18 protein-coding genes are annotated in these 20,330 nt (G+C 73.0%); 8 read left to right on the top strand and 10 right to left on the bottom strand.

The window, feature by feature from the left end; all coding sequences use genetic code 11:
* Window positions 1-37: 37 nt before the first annotated feature.
* The 3 genes from ACIGXO_RS10000 to ACIGXO_RS09990 all read right to left on the bottom strand — a co-directional run bounded on the left by ACIGXO_RS10000 (window position 38) and on the right by ACIGXO_RS09990 (window position 2,725).
* Window positions 38-1,153 (bottom strand): ATP-binding protein, encoded by a 1,116-nt coding sequence (locus ACIGXO_RS10000; protein WP_399782971.1) that lies wholly within the window; start codon window positions 1,151-1,153, stop codon window positions 38-40.
* On the bottom strand, window positions 1,150-1,890 hold the full coding sequence (locus ACIGXO_RS09995) for a response regulator transcription factor (protein WP_030258798.1): 741 nt from the start codon (window positions 1,888-1,890) through the stop codon (window positions 1,150-1,152). The genes ACIGXO_RS10000 and ACIGXO_RS09995 overlap by 4 nt, the downstream gene beginning before the upstream one ends.
* 145 nt (window positions 1,891-2,035) lie before the next feature.
* Window positions 2,036-2,725 (bottom strand): spermidine synthase, encoded by a 690-nt coding sequence (locus ACIGXO_RS09990; RefSeq protein WP_399782967.1) that lies wholly within the window; start codon window positions 2,723-2,725, stop codon window positions 2,036-2,038.
* Window positions 2,726-2,927: 202 nt separating this feature from the next.
* On the opposite strand from ACIGXO_RS09990, the gene lon reads away from it, so the two are divergent.
* On the top strand, window positions 2,928-5,336 hold the full coding sequence (lon, locus tag ACIGXO_RS09985) for an endopeptidase La (RefSeq protein WP_399782965.1): 2,409 nt from the start codon (window positions 2,928-2,930) through the stop codon (window positions 5,334-5,336).
* A gap of 72 nt (window positions 5,337-5,408) precedes the next feature.
* Here the strand turns inward: lon and ACIGXO_RS09980 are convergent, their stop codons facing one another.
* Together ACIGXO_RS09980 and ACIGXO_RS09975 are read right to left on the bottom strand one after the other, a co-directional pair.
* Entirely contained in the window at window positions 5,409-6,221 is an 813-nt protein-coding gene (locus ACIGXO_RS09980; protein WP_399782963.1) for a lysozyme, read from the bottom strand.
* Between the two features lie 123 nt (window positions 6,222-6,344).
* The gene (locus tag ACIGXO_RS09975) at window positions 6,345-7,220 is read right to left on the bottom strand and encodes a lysozyme (RefSeq protein ID WP_399782960.1); all 876 of its coding nucleotides are present in this window, start codon (window positions 7,218-7,220) and stop codon (window positions 6,345-6,347) included.
* 211 nt (window positions 7,221-7,431) lie between these two features.
* Here ACIGXO_RS09975 and ACIGXO_RS09970 point away from each other — a divergent pair, with 211 nt between their 5' ends.
* On the top strand, window positions 7,432-8,001 hold the full coding sequence (locus ACIGXO_RS09970; RefSeq protein ID WP_399782958.1) for a MarR family winged helix-turn-helix transcriptional regulator: 570 nt from the start codon (window positions 7,432-7,434) through the stop codon (window positions 7,999-8,001).
* Window positions 8,002-8,044: 43 nt separating this feature from the next.
* Here ACIGXO_RS09970 and ACIGXO_RS09965 read toward each other — a convergent pair whose 3' ends face one another.
* Window positions 8,045-8,890 (bottom strand): hypothetical protein, encoded by an 846-nt coding sequence (locus ACIGXO_RS09965; RefSeq protein WP_399782955.1) that lies wholly within the window; start codon window positions 8,888-8,890, stop codon window positions 8,045-8,047.
* Between the two features lie 578 nt (window positions 8,891-9,468).
* Between ACIGXO_RS09965 and ACIGXO_RS09960 the strand changes: the two genes are divergently transcribed.
* From ACIGXO_RS09960 to ACIGXO_RS09940, 5 genes are read left to right on the top strand one after another with little or no spacing between them, the layout of a single operon-like run.
* Complete coding sequence (locus tag ACIGXO_RS09960; RefSeq protein WP_399782952.1) at window positions 9,469-12,453, top strand: nitrate- and nitrite sensing domain-containing protein; 2,985 nt, start codon at window positions 9,469-9,471, stop codon at window positions 12,451-12,453.
* On the top strand, window positions 12,450-12,938 hold the full coding sequence (locus ACIGXO_RS09955) for a roadblock/LC7 domain-containing protein (RefSeq protein WP_399782949.1): 489 nt from the start codon (window positions 12,450-12,452) through the stop codon (window positions 12,936-12,938). Before ACIGXO_RS09960 ends, ACIGXO_RS09955 begins: the two co-directional genes overlap by 4 nt.
* Window positions 12,935-13,336, top strand: a complete 402-nt coding sequence (locus ACIGXO_RS09950; RefSeq protein WP_351599565.1) for a DUF742 domain-containing protein — start codon at window positions 12,935-12,937, stop codon at window positions 13,334-13,336. Before ACIGXO_RS09955 ends, ACIGXO_RS09950 begins: the two co-directional genes overlap by 4 nt.
* Window positions 13,337-13,340: 4 nt before the next feature.
* On the top strand, window positions 13,341-13,955 hold the full coding sequence (locus tag ACIGXO_RS09945) for a GTP-binding protein (RefSeq protein WP_399782945.1): 615 nt from the start codon (window positions 13,341-13,343) through the stop codon (window positions 13,953-13,955).
* 40 nt (window positions 13,956-13,995) lie between these two features.
* Entirely contained in the window at window positions 13,996-15,249 is a 1,254-nt protein-coding gene (locus tag ACIGXO_RS09940) for a styrene monooxygenase/indole monooxygenase family protein (RefSeq protein ID WP_399782942.1), read from the top strand.
* A gap of 76 nt (window positions 15,250-15,325) precedes the next feature.
* On the opposite strand, the gene ACIGXO_RS09935 is transcribed toward ACIGXO_RS09940, so the two are convergent.
* The 4 genes from ACIGXO_RS09935 to ACIGXO_RS09920 all read right to left on the bottom strand — a co-directional run bounded on the left by ACIGXO_RS09935 (window position 15,326) and on the right by ACIGXO_RS09920 (window position 18,644).
* Window positions 15,326-16,453: an NlpC/P60 family protein gene (locus ACIGXO_RS09935; RefSeq protein WP_399783827.1), complete on the bottom strand. Its 1,128-nt coding sequence runs from the start codon at window positions 16,451-16,453 to the stop codon at window positions 15,326-15,328.
* 204 nt (window positions 16,454-16,657) lie between these two features.
* A complete protein-coding gene (locus tag ACIGXO_RS09930) occupies window positions 16,658-16,924 on the bottom strand; it encodes a hypothetical protein (RefSeq protein ID WP_399782939.1) in 267 nt (88 codons plus the stop codon).
* Between the two features lie 35 nt (window positions 16,925-16,959).
* Window positions 16,960-17,700 carry a TetR/AcrR family transcriptional regulator gene (locus ACIGXO_RS09925; protein WP_399782936.1) on the bottom strand — a complete coding sequence of 247 codons (741 nt, stop codon included), beginning with the start codon at window positions 17,698-17,700 and terminating at the stop codon, window positions 16,960-16,962.
* Window positions 17,697-18,644, bottom strand: coding sequence for a MerR family transcriptional regulator (locus ACIGXO_RS09920; RefSeq protein ID WP_399782933.1), 948 nt, complete (start codon window positions 18,642-18,644; stop codon window positions 17,697-17,699). Before ACIGXO_RS09920 ends, ACIGXO_RS09925 begins: the two co-directional genes overlap by 4 nt.
* Before the next feature lie 98 nt (window positions 18,645-18,742).
* Between ACIGXO_RS09920 and ACIGXO_RS09915 the strand changes: the two genes are divergently transcribed.
* On the top strand, window positions 18,743-20,290 hold the full coding sequence (locus ACIGXO_RS09915) for an alpha/beta fold hydrolase (RefSeq protein WP_399782930.1): 1,548 nt from the start codon (window positions 18,743-18,745) through the stop codon (window positions 20,288-20,290).
* Window positions 20,291-20,330 lie beyond the last annotated feature (40 nt).

Here is a 20,330-nt window from a genome sequence, read left to right as displayed (position 1 = left end):
ATGAGTGGTTCCACCACCGACCCTACGTCACCGGGCGTCAAGGACGGGGCTGACCGGTCCCCGGAAGGGTGACGCGGATACGGCAGCCACGCGGGGATTCGGCCACTCCGATGCGCCCGCCGTGCAGATCCACCGCCCAGCGCGCGATCGCCAGGCCCAGTCCCGTGCCGCCGTCGGTGCCCGGACCGGAGGGCGCGGGGCCGCCGCGGTTGAACCGCTCGAAGACCCGGTGCCGCTCGGACGCCGGGATGCCGGGCCCCTCGTCCTGCACCTCCAGCACCAGGCTGCCGGGGCCCTCGCCGCGGCGCGCCCGTACGGTCACCCGGCCGTGCGGCGGGGAGTGCTTGATGCCGTTGTCGATCAGGTTGGCGACGACCTGGTGCAGCCGCTCGGCGTCCGCGTGCGCGGTCAGCTCCGGCGGCGAGACGTCCAGGTGGAGATGGACGTCCGTACGGCTGTGGTGGCTGGAGCCGACGGCCAGCGTGGAGGCTTTGCGGCTCATGTTGGCCTCCTTCAGCACCCCGGAGAGATAGGGCCAGACCTCGAAGCGGCGGGCGTGCAGCGGGATGACCCCGTTGTCCAGCCGGGAGAGGTCCAGCAGGTGCTCGACCAGGCGGCCGAGCCGCTCGGTCTGGCTCAGCGCGGTGCGCATCGTCTCCGGGTCGGCCTCGGAGACGCCGTCGACGACGTTCTCCAGTACGGCGCGCAGCGCGGCGATCGGCGTGCGCAGCTCGTGCGAGACGTTGGCGACCAGCTCCTTGCGGTGGGTGTCCACCGCTTCCAGGTCGGCGGCCATGGTGTTGAAGGCGTCGGCCAGCTCGCCGAACTCGTCCCGGCGGCTGCCCTGCACCCGCCGGGTGTAGTCCCCGGCGGCCATCGCCCGGGTGACGTCCGTCATCTCGTCCAGCGGGGCCGTCAGCCCCTGCGCGACGAACTGGGTGATCAGCAGCGAGGCGATGATCGAGAAGACCGTGATGACCCGCAGCTCCGTCGCCGAGTGGAACGCGACGAGGACCAACAGGGTCGTGATGATCACCGAAACGGTGACCAGTGCGCCGAGCGCCGCCTTGACCGAGCGGTACGGATCGAGCGGGCGCATCGCCTCCCAGGCCCGCTGCCAGAGCTCACGTGCCAGAGGACGGAGCGACTTCATGCCGGCGGGGTCTCCAGCGCGTACCCGACGCCGTGCACCGTACGGATCCGCTCGGCGCCGATCTTCCGGCGCAGCGCCTTGATGTGGCTGTCGACCGTGCGGGTGCCGGAGGCGTCCGCCCAGTCCCAGACCTCGGCGAGCAGCTGCTCACGGGAGAGCACCGCGCGCGGGGTGTTGGCGAGGCAGACCAGCAGGTCGAACTCGGTGGGGGTGAGGTGCACGTCGGCGCCGCGCACCCGGACCCGGCGCTGCGCGTGGTCGATCTCCAGCTCGCCCAGGCGCAGGATGCCGCTGCGCGGGGTGTGCGCGGCGAGCGCGGCCCGCTCGACGCGGCGCAGCAGGACGTGCACCCGCGCCGCCAGCTCCCGCATGGAGAACGGTTTGGTCATGTAGTCGTCGGCGCCGACGCCGAGGCCGACCAGCATGTCCGTCTCGTCGTCCCGCGCGGTGAGCATCATCACCGGGACGGGCCGCTGGGCCTGCACCCGGCGGCACACCTCCAGGCCGTCGAAGCCGGGCAGCATGATGTCGAGGACGAGCAGGTCGGGCTGCCACGCCTCGGCGGTATCCACGGCCGACGGGCCGTCGACGGCGGTCTGCACCTGGAAGCCCTCGGCGCGCAGCCGGGCCGCGATGGCGTCCACGATCGTCGGGTCGTCCTCGACGACGAGCACCCGCCGCTGGGCGCCGGGCGTGGCCGCCGCCGCGGCGCCGTGGGTGGTCTGAGTCTGGTCCATCGCCCGCCCCTGAATTTCCCCGTGCGTGGTCGCGTACTGACTTGCTGTGCTGGAGTGCTGACTTGGTGTACTGCTGTGCTGACTGGCTGTACTGACTGGTCGCATACTGCTGGGCAGCAGCGTAAAGGCACGATGTGACCCGCGGCTACGCGCGTTTCCCCGCGAGGTGGACCACGTCGGGGACGCCTCGGACAACGGGGATCTCTTCGGTGCGAACCTCGCTGAACCCGGCATTCCGGAGAGCGTCCTCGAACGCGGGGGAGGGCTGCGCCGACCAGACGGCCAGCACGCCGCCCGGTGTCAGCCGGTCCCGGCAGGCCGCGAGCCCGGCGGGCGAGTACAGGCCGCCGTTGTCCTCGGTGACGGTCCAGTCGGGGCCGTTGTCGATGTCCAGGCAGAGCGCGTCGTAGCTCTCGGTGCCCTCGCGCACGTGGGCGACCAGGTCGGCGTGGACGATCTCGGTGCGCGGGTCGGCCAGCGCCGGTCCTGACAGCGCGTCCAGCGGCCCGTCGCGGTGCCAGTCGATCACCGCGTCCTCCCGCTCGACGACCGTGATCCGGCCCCACCGCGGCTCGGCGGCCGCGTGCGCCAGCGAGAAGCCGACACCGAGCCCGCCGATCAGTACGGACGGCCGCGCGCGGTCACCGGGCAGCGCCGCGAGCGCGGCGTCGACGAGCAGCCGCTCGGACCGCCCGTCCGAGGTGTCCATCAGAAAGCACCCATTGGCGATGATCTCGAAATGCGCCCCGCGCCGCCGCAGCACCACCTCCCCGTACGGCCCGTCCCGCCGCTCCAGCGTGACGGGCGTCTCGTCGGTGACGTAGGGGGCTGACATGGGTGCGGGGCCTCCGGAGTCGGGATGGATGCCGGACGGGCCCCCACTTTATGAGTCCGTACGTCCCGTACGCGCACCCCTTTCGGGCCCTCGCGCCTCCCCTCCGTGTCTGATCGCTCACAGCGAACAAGGCCCGGGGAACATCTATCGGCTCACGAGCATTGAGTGAGTACAGCTCAACTTGCCTGCCGAAGGGGAGATCATGGCTTCGACGTCCACACCGCTCACCCTGCCCGTGCTGCCCCTCGATGACGAGGTCGTCCTGCCGGGCATGGTGGTGCCACTGGACCTGTCCGACGCGGACGTACGCGCCGCGGTGGAGGCCGCGCAGGCCGCCGCCTCACCCGGTAACAAGCCACGGGTGCTGCTCGTTCCACGCATCGACGGCACCTACGCCGGCATCGGCACGCTCGGCAAGGTCGAGCAGGTCGGCCGGCTGTCCGACGGCGACCCGGGCGCGCTGATCCGCGGCCTGGGGCGCGTGAAGATCGGCTCCGGGACGACCGGGCCGGGAGCGGCCCTCTGGGTGGAGGGCACCACGGTCGAGGAGACCGTCCCCGACCCGCTGCCCGGCCATGTCACCGAGCTGGTCAAGGAGTACAAGGCGCTGGCCACGAGCTGGCTGCGCAAGCGCGGCGCCTGGCAGGTCGTGGACCGTATCCAGCAGATCGAGGACGTCGGCCAGCTCGCCGACAACTCCGGCTACTCGCCCTTCCTGAGCACCGAGCAGAAGGTGCGCCTGCTGGAGACCACCGACCCGGTGGCCCGGCTGAAGGACGCCGCCGAAGCGCTCCGTGAGCACCTCGCCGAGCAGGACGTCGCCGAGTCCATCGCCAAGGACGTCCAGGAGGGCGTCGACAAGCAGCAGCGCGAGTTCCTGCTGCGGCGTCAGCTGGAGGCGGTCCGCAAGGAGCTGTCGGAGCTGAACGGCGACACGGACGACGAGAGCGACGACTACCGCGCCCGCGTCGAGGCCGCCGACCTGCCCGAGGAGGTCCGCAAGGCCGCCCTGAAGGAGGTCGACAAGCTGGAGCGGTCCAGTGACCAGAGCCCGGAGGGCTCCTGGATCCGCACCTGGCTGGACACTGTCCTGGAGCTGCCGTGGAACGAGCGCACCGAGGACGCGTACGACATCAAGGGCGCCCGCGCCGTCCTGGACGCGGACCACGCGGGTCTGGACGACGTGAAGGAGCGGATCACCGAGTACCTGGCGGTGCGCAAGCGCCGTGCCGACCGCGGCCTCGGCCTGGTCGGCGGCCGTCGCGGCGGTGCCGTGCTGGCCCTGACCGGCCCGCCCGGCGTCGGCAAGACCTCGCTCGGCGAGTCCGTGGCCCGCGCCATGGGCCGCAAGTTCGTCCGCGTCGCGCTCGGCGGTGTCCGGGACGAGGCGGAGATCCGCGGCCACCGGCGTACGTACGTCGGCGCGCTGCCGGGCCGCATCGTCCGCGCCATCAAGGAGGCCGGCTCCATGAACCCGGTCATCCTGCTGGACGAGATCGACAAGGTCGGCTCCGACTTCCGCGGCGACCCGGCCGCGGCCCTGCTCGAAGTCCTCGACCCGGCGCAGAACCACACCTTCCGCGACCACTACCTGGAGGTCGAGCTCGACCTGTCCGACGTGGTCTTCCTCGCCACGGCCAACGTCCTCGAAGCGATCCCGGAGCCGCTCCTGGACCGTATGGACCTGGTCCGGCTGGACGGCTACACCGAGGACGAGAAGGTCACCATCGCCCGCGACCACCTGCTCCCGCGCCAGCTGGAGAAGGCCGGGCTGGAGACCGGCGAGGTCGTGATCGAGGACGCCGCGCTGCGCAAGCTCGCCGGCGAGTACACCCGCGAGGCGGGCGTGCGGAACCTCGAGCGGTCCATCGCCCGGCTGCTCCGCAAGATCGCGGCCCAGCACGAACTGGGCGAGCGCGAGCTGCCCTTCACGGTCGGCACGGAGGAGCTGCGTCCGCTGATCGGGCGGCCGCACCACGTCCCGGAGTCCGCGCAGGACCCCGAGGAGCGGCGCACGGCGGTGCCCGGTGTGGTGACCGGCCTCGCCGTGACCGGCGCGGGCGGCGACGTGCTGTACGTCGAGGCGTCGCTCGCCGACGCCGAGACCGGCGGCTCGGGCCTCCAGCTCACCGGCCAGCTCGGTGACGTGATGAAGGAGTCGGCGCACATCGCGCTCTCCTTCCTCCGCTCGCACGGCGCGGAGCTGGAGCTGCCCGTCGGCGACCTGAAGGACCGCGGCGTGCACCTGCACGTCCCCGCGGGCGCCGTCCCCAAGGACGGCCCGAGCGCGGGCATCACCATGACCACGGCGCTGGCCTCGCTGCTCAGCGGGCGTCAGGTCAGGCCCGACGTGGCGATGACCGGCGAGGTCTCCCTCACCGGCCGGGTGCTGCCCATCGGCGGCGTGAAGCAGAAGCTGCTCGCCGCGCACCGCGCGGGGATCACCACGGTGATCATCCCCAAGCGCAACGAGCCGGACCTGGACGACGTCCCCGCCGAGATCCTGGACAAGCTCGACGTCCACCCGGTCTCCGACGTCCGCCAGGTCCTCGACCTGGCCCTGACCCCGGCGTCCGCGCCGGCCGCGCCGGAGGTCCCGGTCGCGGCGTAACACCCTGGTACGAGGCCCGGAACTCCCGCACGGCGGGGGCTCCGGGCCTCGCTCCGTGCCCGGGAACGGCTGTCACCCCTTCGCGAGCGCGCGGAGCTGGGCCGGCGAGCCGTTGAAGACGTTCTGGTCGCCGGGGAAGCGGCCGCGGTCGGCGTACTGCCAGATGGTGTGCGCCGCCCAGCCGGCCGGGAGGGGGCCGGGGGAGGACGAGTAGCGGGCGATCCACAGCGGGTGCTTCATGCCGAAGGACCCGCTGTCGCCGACGCACTGCCGCCACCAGTTGGTGGCGGTGTAGATCATCGGGTAGCGGCCGGTCCGCGCGTGCACCGTGGCGCTGAAGTCCCGGATCCAGGCGTTCATGGCCGCCCGGCTCAGGCCGAAGCAGGTCGCGCCGTACGGGTTGTACTCGATGTCCAGCGCGGGCGGCAGCGTCCGGCCGTCCGCCTTCCAGCCGCCGCCGTTGTCGACGAAGTAGTTGGCCTGGGCGGCGCCGGACGAGGTGTTCGGCAGCGCGAAGTGGTACGCGCCGCGGATCATGCCGGCGTGGTAGGACCCGCCGTACTGCTGTCCGTACTTGGGGTTGCGGTAGCCGGTGCCCTCGGTGGCCTTGACGATGGCGAAGCGGGCGCCGGCGTTCCAGGCCGCTGCCCAGTTCACGTTGCCCTGATGGCTGCTGACGTCCATGCCGGCCACTCCGGCGAGCGGCTGCGGCGCCGGGCCGGACGTGGTGCCCTCGTGGGAGGGAAGCGTGGAGCCGGCGTGGTGGTCGAGTCCGTCGGCGGATGCGGGGGAGGTGGGCGATGCGGATGCGGCGGAGGCGGGCACGGCCACCGCGAGGGCCGTGCAGAGCGTGGAGAGCAGCGTGATGCACCGGCGTATGCGCATAGGGGGGAGCCTCTTTCGAAGACGCGCAACGGGGGAGGGGAGACAGGGCGCCGTGCCGCGAGGGCCTGCGGGAGGGGGCCGGCGCAGGTCCTCACGGCACGGTGGGGGAGCCCTGTCGGCCTCTTACCCGTTCGCGAGCGCCTGGAGACGGTCGTACGCGCCGTTGAAGAGGTTGTGGTCGCCCACGGTCGGCCCGGTGGACGTGTACTGCCAGATGGTGTGGAAGCCCCAGCCGGCCGGGAGTTCACCCACCGAGGAGCCGTACCGCGGGATCCACAGCGGGTTGATGCTGCCGAAGCCCGCGTAGTTGCCGGTGCACTGCTTCCACCAGTTGGTGGAGGTGTAGATCACCGCGTCCCGTCCGGTGCGTGCCTTGTAGGTGGCGAACCAGTCCTTCATCCAGTTCACCAGGGCGGTTGCGCTCATGCCGTAGCAGGTGGCGCCGTAGGGGTTGTACTCCATGTCGAGCGCGCCGGGCAGTGTCTTGCCGTCCTTGGACCAGCCGCCTCCGTGGTCCACGAAGTAATTGGCCTGGGCGGCGCCGGACGAGGTGTTCGGGAGCGCGAAGTGGTAGGCGCCGCGAATCATGCCGACGTTGTAGGACCCGTTGTACTGCTGAGCGAAATACGGGTTGATGTAGCTGGTGGATTCGGTCGCCTTGACGTAGGCGAACTTCACCCCGCTGTTCCACAGCGTCGACCAGGCGACGTTGCCCTGATGGCCGCTGACGTCCACGCCTTCCACGGACGCCTGGACGGACGGCGCGACGGGCGCCCCCGTGCCGCCCTCGTGCTTGGCGACCTGCGAGCCGGCCCAGTCCTGGCCGGGGTGGGTGGGCTCCGGGGCGTCCTTGCCGGGGGTGGCGGCGGGCCCGGCGGCGGTCGCGGTGCCGACGGTGCCGCAGAGCAGAGCGAGCAGAGTGAGGAGAATCGCGGCCACCGTGGCGGTGGGGCGCCGGAAGTGGCGGGCCGGGCCGGATCTGGATCTGTGCACGCGCATACGTGACTCCGTAGATCTCGGTGGGACCTGGGAGGGAGTGGGCTGACTTGGTGTGGTCATGCCATAAAGGACGATACGCGCGTAGACCAGAGGCGGAAAGGGGGACCAGGTGATTCCGTTGGTCTAATCCTGCGAAATACTGGCTCAGCTGCGGAATCGGCCGCCGCTGAAAAATTCTTCCATCGTCCGGAAAACGGGAAAGGGCGCTGACGTGCACAACACCGGAAGCGACGGGGCGGCGGCGAAGCGGCCCGGCGGCATCGACGACCTCTTTCTGTCGCTGGAGCACGAGTTGGCCGTATTCCTGCGCCGCGCCCGCGCCTCCTCCGGCGAGATGGCCCGCGAGGTCCACCCCGACCTGGAGCCCTCGGCGTACGGCCTGCTGCTCCGGCTCGCCGAGGCCGGCGAGCAGCGCGCCACCGAACTGGCCTGTTACTTCGGCGTCGGCAAGGCGACCATCAGCCGTCAGCTGCGGGCCCTTGACGACCTGGGCCTGGTGGCCCGCGAGAAGGACCCGGCCGACGGGCGCGCCGTCCTGGTCCGGCTCACAGACGAGGGGCGGGCCCGCTTCACCCGGGTACGCGGCGCCCGCCGGGACCGTTATGCCCGCCGGCTCGCCGCCTGGGACCGCGGCGAGATCGCCGAACTGGCGCGCCTGCTGCACCGGCTGAACGACGAACAGGAGCCGGAGCAGGACGAGGAGCAGGAACAGCAGGGCCAGGAGCGGAACGGGGCCCGGGAGCAGGACGCGGTACAGGAAGACGGGCGGGAAGAGGGCTGACGCCCGGAGCGCGCCGCCGTCCGCGCGCTCCCCGCGCGGCCCTTCACAGCTCCGCGAACACCACCGCCGCGTCGTCGTGCATCTTGCCGCGCGGGAACTCCAGCCCGTCCGCGTCGGCGTTCTCGGCCGCCCGTACCCGGTCGATGAGCGCCTGCGGCCCCTCCTTGCGCACCACGCCCAGGCAGTCGGCCCACGAGCCCTCGCGGAACACCTCCACCCAGCGCCCGGCCCCGTCGCTCAGCGCGGTGAGCGAGCGCACCTTGTCGCGCGGCACGGTGCCGGTGACCGCGCGCGCCGCCACCGAAGGGTCGGCGGCCGCGGTCCAGAAGCCGCCCTCGGCGTTGCGCAGCGCCTCGACCGCCGCGACGTACTCGCGGGCCGCGGCCGCCCGTTCGGCGGAGCCCTTCGGCAGCGCCCGTACCGCGGCGCGCAGCTCGCCGACCGCGGCCGGCAGCTGTTCGAGGCGCTCGTCCAGTACCGCCTCGACCGTGCCGTCCGGCGCCTCGATGAGCAGCGCCGAGTCCGACAGCACGAGGTACTCGACGGCGTGCGGGGACCAGCGCGCGGCGATGGCCGTCGCCTGCGGAGTCCTGCTGTGAGAAAGGTCACAGGTGTCGTGATGGGCCGCGGCGGTGCGCCCGATGGCTTCGGAGAGGGCTTCGGCGAGCGTCATGTCGCGGAGCGAACCGGACAGTTCGAGCATCGCGCCCCCGAGGCGCGCGGTGAACCACGGCACGTCGTGGCGGCACCCGAAGTCCTCCTTCGGGGGTGTCACGCCGTCGAGCAGAACGAGGACGCCGCCCTGCCCGGAAGCGGGCAGCGCTACTGATGCGTAGTCCTCATTGGGGCGTTGGGGGTCGCCGGGCTCGGTGGCGAGTTCGATACGCATGGGGGCAAGCATGCCGGAGCGGCGGGGAGCGGGCGGGGAAGGGCGCCCGGAATGCGGGGAATCGGGGGCGCGGCGCCTGAACGGCGCCAATTCCGGCCGCGGGACGGTCCGAAAGGCCGCTCCGTAAAATGCGGGCGGGCATCCTGCCAGGCCCCGGACGGTTCTCCAAACCCGCCCGCCGATGGCCTACTGTTGCGCCCCACAGCGGAAGTTGATGGTCAACTTCCGATTGATGTTCACTCATTCAGGTGGCCGGGCAGGCGTTGCCGGGCCACCGCGCGGCGCCGGTGAAATGGTCGTATTCCGGATCATGGGTGAGGCCATTCCCTCACCGCGACGCGCACAGCCGGACTGTCTGCCCGGCGGGGGCGTGAGGTGCTGCGGATGCGCCGCGGATCCGCCTTCCGGGGAGAACGGCCGGGTCCGCAAGGCCACACACGGCGTGGGCAGGCGAGACAGGATTGCGAGCAGCGGTGCGGAAGAAGCGGCTTCGGGGTGACGTGGTGGAGCCGGGAACACCGGCCGGCCCGGCCAGGTCCGGTACGGACGGTGACCGCGCGGGCGGACGTCCCGCGCGCGTGCGCAACAGGCTCATGGGGGCCGTGGCGGTGGTCGCCGTCGCCGTCGCGGCGGTCGGCACGCCCGTCATCGCCTCGGCGACACAGGACGTGGACAGCTCCCAGGAGCTGGTCGACCTCGGCGAGCTGAACGCCCGCGCGGTGACCCTCTCCCACTCCCTCGCCGACGAGCGCGACGCCATGACGGTGTACGTCGCGGGAGGCCGGACGACGCGCGGCGGACACGGCGTCTCGGAGGCCCAGCGGGCCCGCGTGGACCGGCAGATCAAGGACCTGCGGGCCGAGGCGGCCGAGAGCTCGGCCGAGACCGAGGCGTTCGGTGACGCGGGCAAGCTGCTCTCGTCGCTGCCCAAGGTCCGCCAGCAGGGGCTGACCGGCGCGGGCAGCGCCCTGGCCACCTTCAAGTCCTACACTGCCGCCATTCAGGCGCTTGACGCCATTTCGGCCGACATCGCCCGCCGGGTGCCGCCCCGCGCCACCGCGGCCGGCTCCCGTGCCGAGTCCCTGCCGCTCCTCGCCCGCGCCACCGAACAGGCGTCGGCCACCCGCGCGCTGCTGCTCGCCGGGCTGGCGAGCGAGGGCCGGGCGACCGACCTGTCCGCCGCGGCCCAGCAGTCGCACGTACGCGAACTGGCCTCGCTCGCCGACTTCGCGCAGAGCGCCGGCGACGACACCCGGGACAGCTACGACCGCACGGTCAACGGCACCGACGTCGACACCGCCGAGCGCTACCTCGGCAAGCTCACCGACCAGCCCCGGCTCTACCCCCTGGACCTCCAGCTCGACCGGAAGCGCATCGAGTCCACCACCGCCACCCGCGTCGGCCTGATGCGCAGCGTGGAGTCCTCGCTGAGCACCGCCGAGGTGAAGGCGATGGCGAAGCTCCGGGACGACGACGTCACCTCGCTGGAGATCCGCATCGGGCTGGTCGGGCTCTGCCTGCTGCTCGCCGTCGGCATCAGCATCTGGGCGGCGCGCACGATGACCCAGCCGCTCTCCGCGCTGCGCCGCGGGGCCGCGCGGGTCGCCAAGGACCCGGCGGACGAGCAGTCCATCGAGTACAAGGGCCGCAACGACGAGTACGCGCAGACCGTGCGCTCGGTCAACGCGCTGCACGCGCAGGTCGCCGAGCTGGCGCGGACGGCCGCCGAGGCGGAGGGCGAGCGCGCCCGGATGGCGAGCGGCCGCAAGCGGCTGGCCGCCGAGCGCGACGTGCTCCTGGAGGAGCGCGCCGACCTCACCGAGCGGCTGGCCGCGCTGCGCTCCGGCGTGAACAACCGGTTCGTCAGCCTCGCGATGCGCACGGTCGGCCTCGTCGAGCGGCAGCTCGCGGTCATCGAGGGCCTGGAGGAGAAGGAGCAGGACCCCGAGCGGCTGGAAACGCTCTACAAGCTCGACCACTTCGCCGCCCGGGTCCGCCGGAACAGCGAGAACCTCCTCGTCCTCTCCGGCTCCGAGCACAGCAACCACAACGCCGTGCCGGTGCCGCTGCTGGACGTGCTGCGCGCCTCGATCAGCGAGATCGAGCGGTACGAGCGGGTGCGCATCCAGTCGCTGCCGCCGCACTCCCAGATCGCCGGCTTCGCCGCCGACGACGTCAGCCACCTCATCTCCGAGCTGCTGGACAACGCCACGGCGTTCTCGCCGCCGGACGCCCACGTCGAGCTCTCCGGCTGGCTGCTGGAGAGCGGCGAGCTGATGCTCTCGGTCCAGGACCAGGGCATAGGGATGACCGCCGAGCGGATGGCGGAGCTGAACCAGCGGCTGGCGGACCCGGAGGCCGCGACGTCCTCGGAGACGGTCGACGAGGCGCTCGGCCTCGGCCTGTACGTCGTCGTACGGCTCGCCGCGCGGCACGGCGTCCGCGTCCAGCTGCGCGACCAGCAGCAGGGCGGCGTCACCGCCGTCGTGGTGCTGCCGAAGTCCATCCTGCCGACCCGGCCGACGCCGGCCGCGGCCGCGCAGCCCGGCACGGTGCAGTCGGGGCCGACCCTCCCGGGTTCGGTCGCGGAGGCCAATTCCAACGCGCTGCCGCCGCGCGGCCAGCGCACCCTGCCGCCCCGGCAGGGGCAGCAGCCGGCGCAGCCGCAGCAGCCGCAGCAGGCTGAGCCGTCGCAGCCGCAGCACGGCCGGCCGCAGCAGCAGCCCCAGCAGGCGCAGCAGCAGTCGCAGTCGGCACCGGCGCCCCTCGGCGACCCGCTGACGGACCCCCTGCCGGAGTCCCTCCGGGGCCCCGCGCCGGATCCGCTCACGGACCCCCTGCCGGACCCGCTGACGGACCCCCTGCCGGAGTCCCTCCGGGGCCCCGCGCCGGACCCCCTGACGGATCCCCTGCCGGACCCCCTCACAGACCCCCTGCCGGACTCCCTCACGGGCCCGTTCGCGGACCCGCTGATCGAGGCCGCGGAGCGGACCATCGACGCGGCGGGCATCGGAACGGCCCCGGCCGCGCCGAACACGCCCGCGCCGAACACGCCCGCACCGGGCACCGGCGCACCGAACACGCCCGCACCGGGCAACGGCGCGCCGAACGCGGCCGCGCCGAGGCCGGGTGTGCCGGACTTCTCCGGTGACCCCGACGGCGGCCCCGAGACCGGTGCCGTACCGGTCGGCCGGTCCCCGTACGTCGCCGACGAGACCCCTGCGGCGCCGGCCCCGGCCGACGGCGGCGGCGCCGAGCACAGCCGGGCGGCGGACGCCGAGGAGGAGCCGCCCGTCCGGCGGCTCACCGACATGGGGCTGCCCAAGCGCACGCCCCGTGTCGTGGCACAGCGGCCGCCGAGCGCGCCGCGGCAGGGCGGTGGGGTGAACGCCGAGGCGCTGCGGCGCCGGCTGGGCGGCTTCCAGCAGGGCGCGCGGGAAGGCCGTCGGGACGTGGAGGCCGAGATCGCGGAGCGCACGGCCGAACAGACCATCCCACAAACGGACACCGACGGAGCGGGGGCCCCGGGAGAGAGTCACGTTGTCGAGGAGGCACGCGATTGAAGGCGCAAGCGCCCACTGCTTACGGACTGAGTCATCAGGCACGGAATCTGCAGTGGCTGTTGTCCAATCTGGTCGACGAGGTGCCGGGCATCCGTTCGGTGGCCGTGGTGTCGTCGGACGGGCTGCTGCTGCTGGCTTCCGACCCGCTGCTGGCGGAAGGGACCGCTGAGGCCGCGGGACAGCGCGGCCCGCGCGGTTCCAGTGCCGACCTGGCCACGATCGTGTCCGGCGTCGGCAGCCTCACCAACGGTGCGGCGAAGCTCATGGACGGCGGCTCGGTGAAGCAGACGATGATCGCCATGGACGAGGGCAGTCTGTTCGTCAGTTACATCAGTGACGGTTCGCTGCTCGGCGTGCACGCCACCCCCGACTGCGACATGAGTGTCATCGCCTACCACATGGCGCTCTTCGTCGGCCGGGCCGGCCATGTCCTCACCCCCGAACTCCGCAGCGAACTGCGCAAGTCGATGGAGAGCGCTCAGTGAGTACCGCACCCAAACTCCCCACACGAGGCGGGGACCGGAAACCCGCCCGCGTGCGGCCGTATTCGCTCACCGGCGGCCGTACCCGCTTCGGCCACGTGCTGCTGGTCGAGACGTTCGTGGCCGCGCTGGAGGCGCCGGAGGAGCGCCGCGAGCTGACCTCGGGCGGCTGGGCCGACCGGGTCATGCCCGAGATGCGCGCCATCGTCGAGCTGTGCCGCCGGATGCGGTCCGTCGCGGAGATCTCCGCGCTGCTCAAAATGCCGCTGGGCGTGGTCCGCGTCCTGCTCAGCGACCTCGCCGACCAGGGAAAGATCCGCGTCTACGGCTCCGGGCACGGCACCGGACAGCCCGACCGCGCGCTGCTTGAGAGGGTGCTGAGTGGACTTCGCAGGCTCTGAGACGATGACGGCGAGCGCCGGGACGCCTGCCGCCGACGAAGGGCTGCAGAGCTGGCAGACGGACCGAACGCAGGCCCCCATCGCCACCAAGATCGTGGTGGCGGGCGGGTTCGGCGTCGGCAAGACGACCTTCGTCGGGTCGGTCTCCGAGATCACGCCGCTGCAGACCGAAGCGGTGATGACGCAGGCCAGCGAGGACACCGACGACCTGACGGCCACCCCGGAGAAGACCACGACCACGGTCGCGATGGACTTCGGCCGCATCACGCTCGACCAGGACCTCGTCCTGTACCTCTTCGGTACCCCGGGTCAGCAGCGGTTCTGGTTCATGTGGGACGACCTGGTCCGGGGGGCCATCGGCGCGATAGTGATGGCGGACACCCGGCGTCTCGAGGACTGCTTCCCCGCTCTCGACTACTTCGAGAGCTGCGGTCTTCCGTACGTCGTGGCCGTCAATCACTTCGAGGGGACCGCCGAATACGCGGCCGAGGATGTGCGTGAGGCCCTGTCCGTGCCGGTTGACGTGCCCGTGGTGATCATGGATGCGCGTAATCGGATCACGGTCGTGGAGTCCTTGCTCACCCTCGTCGCGCATGCCCTGGAGATGACCCCCGAATAGGCCCGCAACGTCGCGGACCCCAGCAGAGAAGAGCACCACCATGCGGAAGATACTCATCATCGGAGCCGGCCAGTCCGGTCTCCAGCTGGCCCTTGGACTGCAGTCCAAGGGCTATGAGGTCACCCTCATGTCCAATCGCACCGCCGATGAGATCCGTTCCGGCCGGGTCATGTCGACGCAGTGCATGTTCCACACCGCCCTCCAGCACGAGCGCGACCTCCAGATCAACTTCTGGGAGAGCCAGGCGCCGCGCATCGAGGGTCTGGGCGTCTCCGTGGCGGCACCGGGCAGCTTCGAGTCGCCCGAGGGCTCGCAGCGCGCCATCGACTGGGTCGGCAAGCTGGACGCCTACGCGCAGTCCGTCGACCAGCGCGTGAAGATGGCCGGCTGGATGGAGACCTTCGCGCAGCGCGGCGGCCAGCTCGTCATCCACGGTGCCGCCGTCTCCGACCTCGACTTCTTCGCCTCCCGCTACGACCTGACGCTGGTCTCCGCGGGCAAGGGCGAGCTGGTGTCCATGTTCGGCCGGGACGCCACGCGTTCCCCGTACGACACCCCGCAGCGCGCGCTGGCCGTCGCGTACGTGCACGGCATGGGCCCCCGCCCGGAGCACCCCGAGTTCGACGCGGTCCGCTGCAACCTGGTCCCCGGCGTCGGCGAGCTCTTCGTCATGCCGACCTACACCACCTCGGGCCGCGCCGACATCCTCTTCTGGGAGGGCATCCCGGGCGGCCCGCTGGACGTCTTCCAGGGCGTGAAGGACCCCAACGAGCACCTGGCGCTGACGCTGGAGCTGCTGGAGAAGTTCCTCCCCTGGGAGTACGCGCGCTGCACCAATGTCGAGCTGACCGACGCCAACGGCACGCTGGCCGGGCGGTACGCGCCGACCGTGCGCAACCCCATCGGCAAGCTGCCCTCGGGCGGTCTGGTGCTCGGCGTCGCCGACGTCGTCGTGGCCAACGACCCGATCACCGGCCAGGGTTCGAACTCCGCGTCCAAGTGCGCCGCCGCCTACCTCGACGCGATCGTGGAGCACGGTGACAAGCCGTTCGACGCGGACTTCATGCAGGGCGCCTTCGACCGGTACTGGGCCACCGCCCAGCACGTCACCAAGTGGACGAACGCCATGCTGGCGCCGCCGCCGGAGCACGTGCTGAACTACATCGGCGCGGCCGGCCAGCTGCAGCCCGCGGCCGACCGTTTCGCCAACGGCTTCAACGACCCCTCCGACTTCGAGAACTTCTTCTACGACCCGGACAAGGCGGGCGCGTACCTCGCGTCGCTGACCGCCTGAGCCGCGGGCACGTGGCGCGGAAGCGGGGCGGCTCCCTCGGGGGGAGCCGCCCCGCCGTGCGTGCGCGTGGGTCCGCTCAGTTCCCGGGTGCCGAGGCGTCGCCGTACCCCGTGTCGTCCCCGTCCGTGGCGCCGTCCGGCAGCTCCGGTGGGGTGTAGTCCTCAAGGCCGGCCGCGCCCTCGTCCGGGCGGACGGCGCCCAGCAGCGGGTTGGCGGCGATCGGGGAGATCTTGACCTTGGCGCCGGGGCGCGGGGCCTGCACGACCATGCCGTCCCCGAGGTACATCGCCACATGCGTCGCGCCGGGGAAGTAGATCACCAGGTCGCCGGGGCGCAGCTCGCGCAGGCTGACGTGCGGCAGCTGCTTCCACTGCTCCTGGCTCGTCCGCGGGATCGGCTTGCCGACGTGGGCCCACGCCTGTGAGGTGAGCCCCGAGCAGTCGAAGGAGTCCGGGCCCTCGGCGCCCCACACGTACGGCTTGCCGACCTGCGTCAGCGCGTACGCCATCGCCCGCTGCCCTTCCTTGGAGGGGGCCTGCGGGCCGCCGAGCCTGCCGGAGCCGAGGAACGCCTGCTGCGCGTCCTCCATGCCGGCCCGCTCCAGCCGGCTCAGCTCCGCCAGCTGCTCCGGCGAGAGCGAGGAGAGCATCGCCTCGACCTCGCGGAGCCGCCCCTCGACCTTCGCCTTCTGCTTCTTCCGCCGGTCGGCCAGGTCCTTCTGCTTGTCCAGCGCCTTCCTGGCCTCGGTCGCCAGCTCGTCCGCCTTCTTGGCGCTGCCCGCGAGCCGGGTGACCGTGTCCGCCTGGTGGCCGGCCGCCTCCTTGAGCAGATGGCCGCGGTCCAGCGCCTGCTCGGGGTCCTTGGAGAGGAGGAACTGCACGTACGGCGAGAGGCCGCCGGGCCCGGAGCCCGTGTACTGCTCGCGCGCCAGCCGGCCGGCGTACGCGCGCCCCTTGGCCAGGTCCGCACGGGCCGCCCTGAGCCGGCCGTCGAGCTTCTTGGAGCGCTTGGCCTGCGCCTTGAGGTCCTCCTCCGTGGCGTTGTACGCCTCGGTGGCCGCCTCCGTCTGCTGGTAGAGCTTCTGCAGCCGGGTCAGCAGCTCGCTCACGGGGATGTCGGGCGGCGCGGCGGGCCGGGCCGCCGCGTACACAGGAGTCGCGGGCAGCGCCACGGCGACGGCGCCCAGGAGCGCCACCGAACCCATCGACCGCCGGAACCGTCCCCGCACCGCGCCACCTCCGCTCTGGACCGACCATCCGACTGGTTCGGATGGTGCCATGGCCCACGCCTTCCCGCCGGGGGAGCGGGTGAACCGGGGGACGGGCATCACCCGATCGGCGGCCGTCGCGCAAGCCGCCAGGTGAGGGAAAAACGCCCGGCGGACGCCGGGAGTTCCCTCAACGGCCCCTCAGCGCCCTCGTTTCCACGGCCACTTGGGCCGCCCTGCGCCCGGTCGCGCTTCCGCGTCGTAGGCGTACACCCAGCCGCGCGGCAGCCCCAGCCGGCCGGCGGGGCCGGGCTCGCGACGGTAGACGTGCACGGTCTCCGGCGCGCCGGCCTCCCCGGGGACGGGGATCTCGTACCGGGCGGGCGGCCGGCCGGTCGCGTCGACCAGCACCGGGAGCGTCCGCCCGTCCAGCGGGCCGCCGACGAAGGGCGTGTTCTCGCTTCTCACGCGGCCAGTGTCACATCACCGCCGGCGGGGCGGGATCAGAGCAGGTGGGCGGCGCCCGACAGGGCCGGGGCCAGCCGCCGCGCGAGGAGGCCGACCGGCCCGTCGGAGGTCTCCGTGGCCAGCGCGGCGGCCGCGGCGTGCGCGGTCTCCTCGTCGGTCGCCGAGGTCGCGACGAAGAGCGCGACGAAGTGGTCGACGAGCCAGTCGCGCAGCTCGTCCAGCGGCACCTGCTTCTCCTCGTCGACCCAGATCAGCGAGGCCGCCTCGACGGCGGTGATCCACGTACGGACCATCATCCGCAGCCGCGGGCCCGGCTCCGGCGCGCCCAGGTGGCGCAGGATCTGCTCGGCGGCGGTGCGCCGCACCTCGTCGACGATGGCGCTCGTGCGGGCCGTCTCCACGACGCTGCCGCCCTGGAGCAGCGCGCTGAATCCGGCGTCGTGCTGGTCGACGAAGGCGAGGTAGCGGTCCAGCGCGCGGGCCAGCCGCAGCGTGAGGGGCCCGGTCTCCGCCTCGGCGAAGCAGCCTTCGAGGTTGTCGGCGGCGCTGCGCAGGGCCGCCTCGTACAACTGCTGCTTGCCGCCGGGGAAGTAGCGGTAGACCAGCGGCCGGGAGACCTGGGCGGCGTTCGCCACGTCGTCCAACGACACGTCCTCCGGTGCCCGTTGGGCGAAGAGGCCGAGGGCCGCCGCCAGCAGCTGGGCGCGCCGCTCCGCCACGCTCAGCCGCCGGTACGCGGGGCGGGGTACTGCTGGTGCGGTGCCGCTGCCGTTCATGGACAGCAGCGTAACCGGCCCACGGTGCGGGGCGCCTGGGTGTCCAGGGCCGCCCGGAGCCAGTCGTGGGCGGCACCGAGGTTGGGTTCCGGACCCGAAAGCTCGGCGTGCAGCTGCCAGTACCGCGCGATGTACGGGTCGGCGGCGAGCTGGTGGCCGAGCCGGTGGCGGAAGGCGGGGGTGTCGCGGAGCCCGCGGGCGCGGGCGTGCGCGGCGACGAAGCAGTCGAGGGCCTCGCCCTCGTGCGGTGAACGCCCCGCCCGCAGCGCCGGTGCGGCGAGCGCGGCGGCCTCGGTGAGGCCGTCGTAGAGCATGCCCAGGTCGTAGCCCAGCTCCGGCCGGTGCTGCGCGGGCTGGCAGTGGTCGGCGCCGGGGTGGGGGATGCCGGCGAGGAGGGCGTGCAGCCGGGCGAAGGCCAGTACGTGGGCGGGCGTCGGGTCGTCGGGCGGCTGCGGAATCGACTTCTCGACGATCGCGGAGGCCAGCCGGGCCGGGAGCCGCGCGGGCAGCCAGGACCGCCAGAAGCGGGCCGGCGCCGCCGTGCTCGGCGGGACGGTCACGGAGCCGAGGAGGCGCAGCCGCTCGGGGCGTTCCCCGGGGGAACAGTCGCGCAGCAGGTGGAGGGCGGCCTCCCGCCAGCGCAGGGCGGCCAGCCGCGTGCCGAGCTCCCGCAACTGCCAGGCGAGCACGTCCTCCAGCGCGTCCCCCAGCGCGTCCTCCCGCTCCAGCACCCGCCCCACGTCCGGGACCGGCAGGTCCAGGGTGCGCAGCGAGCGGATCAGGCGGAGCCGGTCGAGCGCCTCGGGCCCGTACCGGCGGTGGCCCCCGGCGCTGCGCGCCGCCTCGGGCAGCAGACCGCGGTCCGAGTAGAAGCGCACGGTCTTGACGGTGACGCCTGCCCGTTCGGCCAGCTCACCGATGCTCCACATGCTGTCGGCCAGCACTCTTGAACCTCCCCCTGCGGGAGCTCCTACGGTACCGGCGAGCGCGGCCGGCCGAACGGGGCCGGGCGCGGGGGACCGACGCGCGCGAGGAGAGATTCATGACGGCATTCGTCCTGGTGGCGGGGGCTTACACCGGCGGCTGGGTGTGGGGGGAGGTGACCGACCGGCTGCGGGAGTCGGGGGCCGAGGTGCACCCGGTGACGCTCACCGGCATGGGGGACCGCCGCCACCTGGCGGGCCCCGGCACGGATCTGGAGACCCATGTCGAGGATCTGGTGCGGCTGCTGGACGACGTGGCGGAGCCGGAGGTCGTGCTCGTCGGCCACTGCTACGGCATCCACCCGGTGCTCGGCGCGGCCGGCCGGCGCCCGGAGCGGATCGCCCGGGTCGTGTACCTGGACGCGGGGATGCCCCAGGACGGCGACCCGGCGCTGCGGTTGGTGCCCGACCCGGTGGTGCGCGACCGGCTGCTGGGCGAGGACGAGGGCGAGGGCGGCGGCGAGTCGGCGGACGACTGGCTGCTGCCCCCGCCGGCGGCCGACGAGTGGCAGCGCTGGGGGAGCACCGCCGGCCTCTCCGCGGCCGACCTGGCACGGCTCACCCGCCACGCCGCACCGCAGCCGCGCGCTACGCTCACCCGGCCGCTCCGCCTCACCGAAGAGGCCGCAGCCCTGCCCGCGACCGGCGTCTTCTGCACCGTCAACGGGGCGAGCATCGCCAGGGCCGAGGCGGCGGTCGGCTTCGGGGACCCCCGCCTCCAGGCGCTCGTCGACCCCCGGGTGACCTTCTTCGAACTGGACACCGGGCACTGGCCGATGCTCTCCGCGTCCGACGAGCTGGCCGAGGTCCTGCTGAAGGCCGCGGCGGGCGAGGGGTACCGGCTGGCCGCGACGGTGCGCGAACGGCCCGGCCATCTGCGGCCGTTCCTCCTGGACGTACCGGAGCGGCGCCGCGAGCGCGTCGGGCGGGTCGACCTCTACCTGCCGGACGACCTGCCCGACGGCCCGGCGGAGCCGGACCGCCCGCGCCCCGCCGTGGTGTTCGTGCACGGCGGCCCGGTGCCGCCGGGCATCGACCCGACGCCGCGCGACTGGCCGGCCTTCGTGGGCTACGGGCGGTACGTGGCGGGGCTGGGCGCGATCGGCGTCACGCTCGACCACCGGCTGCACGCCGTCACCGATTACCCGCGTGCCGCCGAGGACCTCGCCGGGGCGATCGAGCTGGTACGGGCCGATCCCCGTGTCGACGCGGACCGCATCGCGCTGTGGCACTTCTCCGCGGGCGGGCTGCTGCTGGCGGACTGGCTCGCGGCGCCGCCGCCGTGGCTGCGCTGCGTGGCGGCCAACTACCCGGTCCTCGCGCCGCTGCCGAGCTGGGGCCTGGGGGAATCCCGGTTCCGCCCGGCCGAGGCGGTGCGCGGCGCGGGGCGGCTGCCGTTCGTGCTGACCCGGGTGGGTCAGGAGCGCCCGGAGATCGCGGCGACGGTCGAGGAGTTCCTGGCCGCCGCGGCGGACTGCGGTGCCGCGGTCGAGGTGGTCGACCTCCCGCAGGGCCACCACGGGTTCGAGACCATGGACCGCACCGACGAGGCGCGCGCGGCCGTGGCGCACGCGGCGCGGTCGGTAATGGGGCACCTGCGCGGCTGATCCGTACGGGGGCTCCCGCGGCTGAGCGGGCGCCGGGCGG

This window comes from Streptomyces sp. NPDC053542 (assembly GCF_044544685.1).
In the GTDB taxonomy this organism is placed as follows: domain Bacteria; phylum Actinomycetota; class Actinomycetes; order Streptomycetales; family Streptomycetaceae; genus Streptomyces.
The sequence above is the reverse complement of the archived record's forward strand: the minus strand, read 5'-3'. Positions and strand labels throughout refer to the sequence as shown.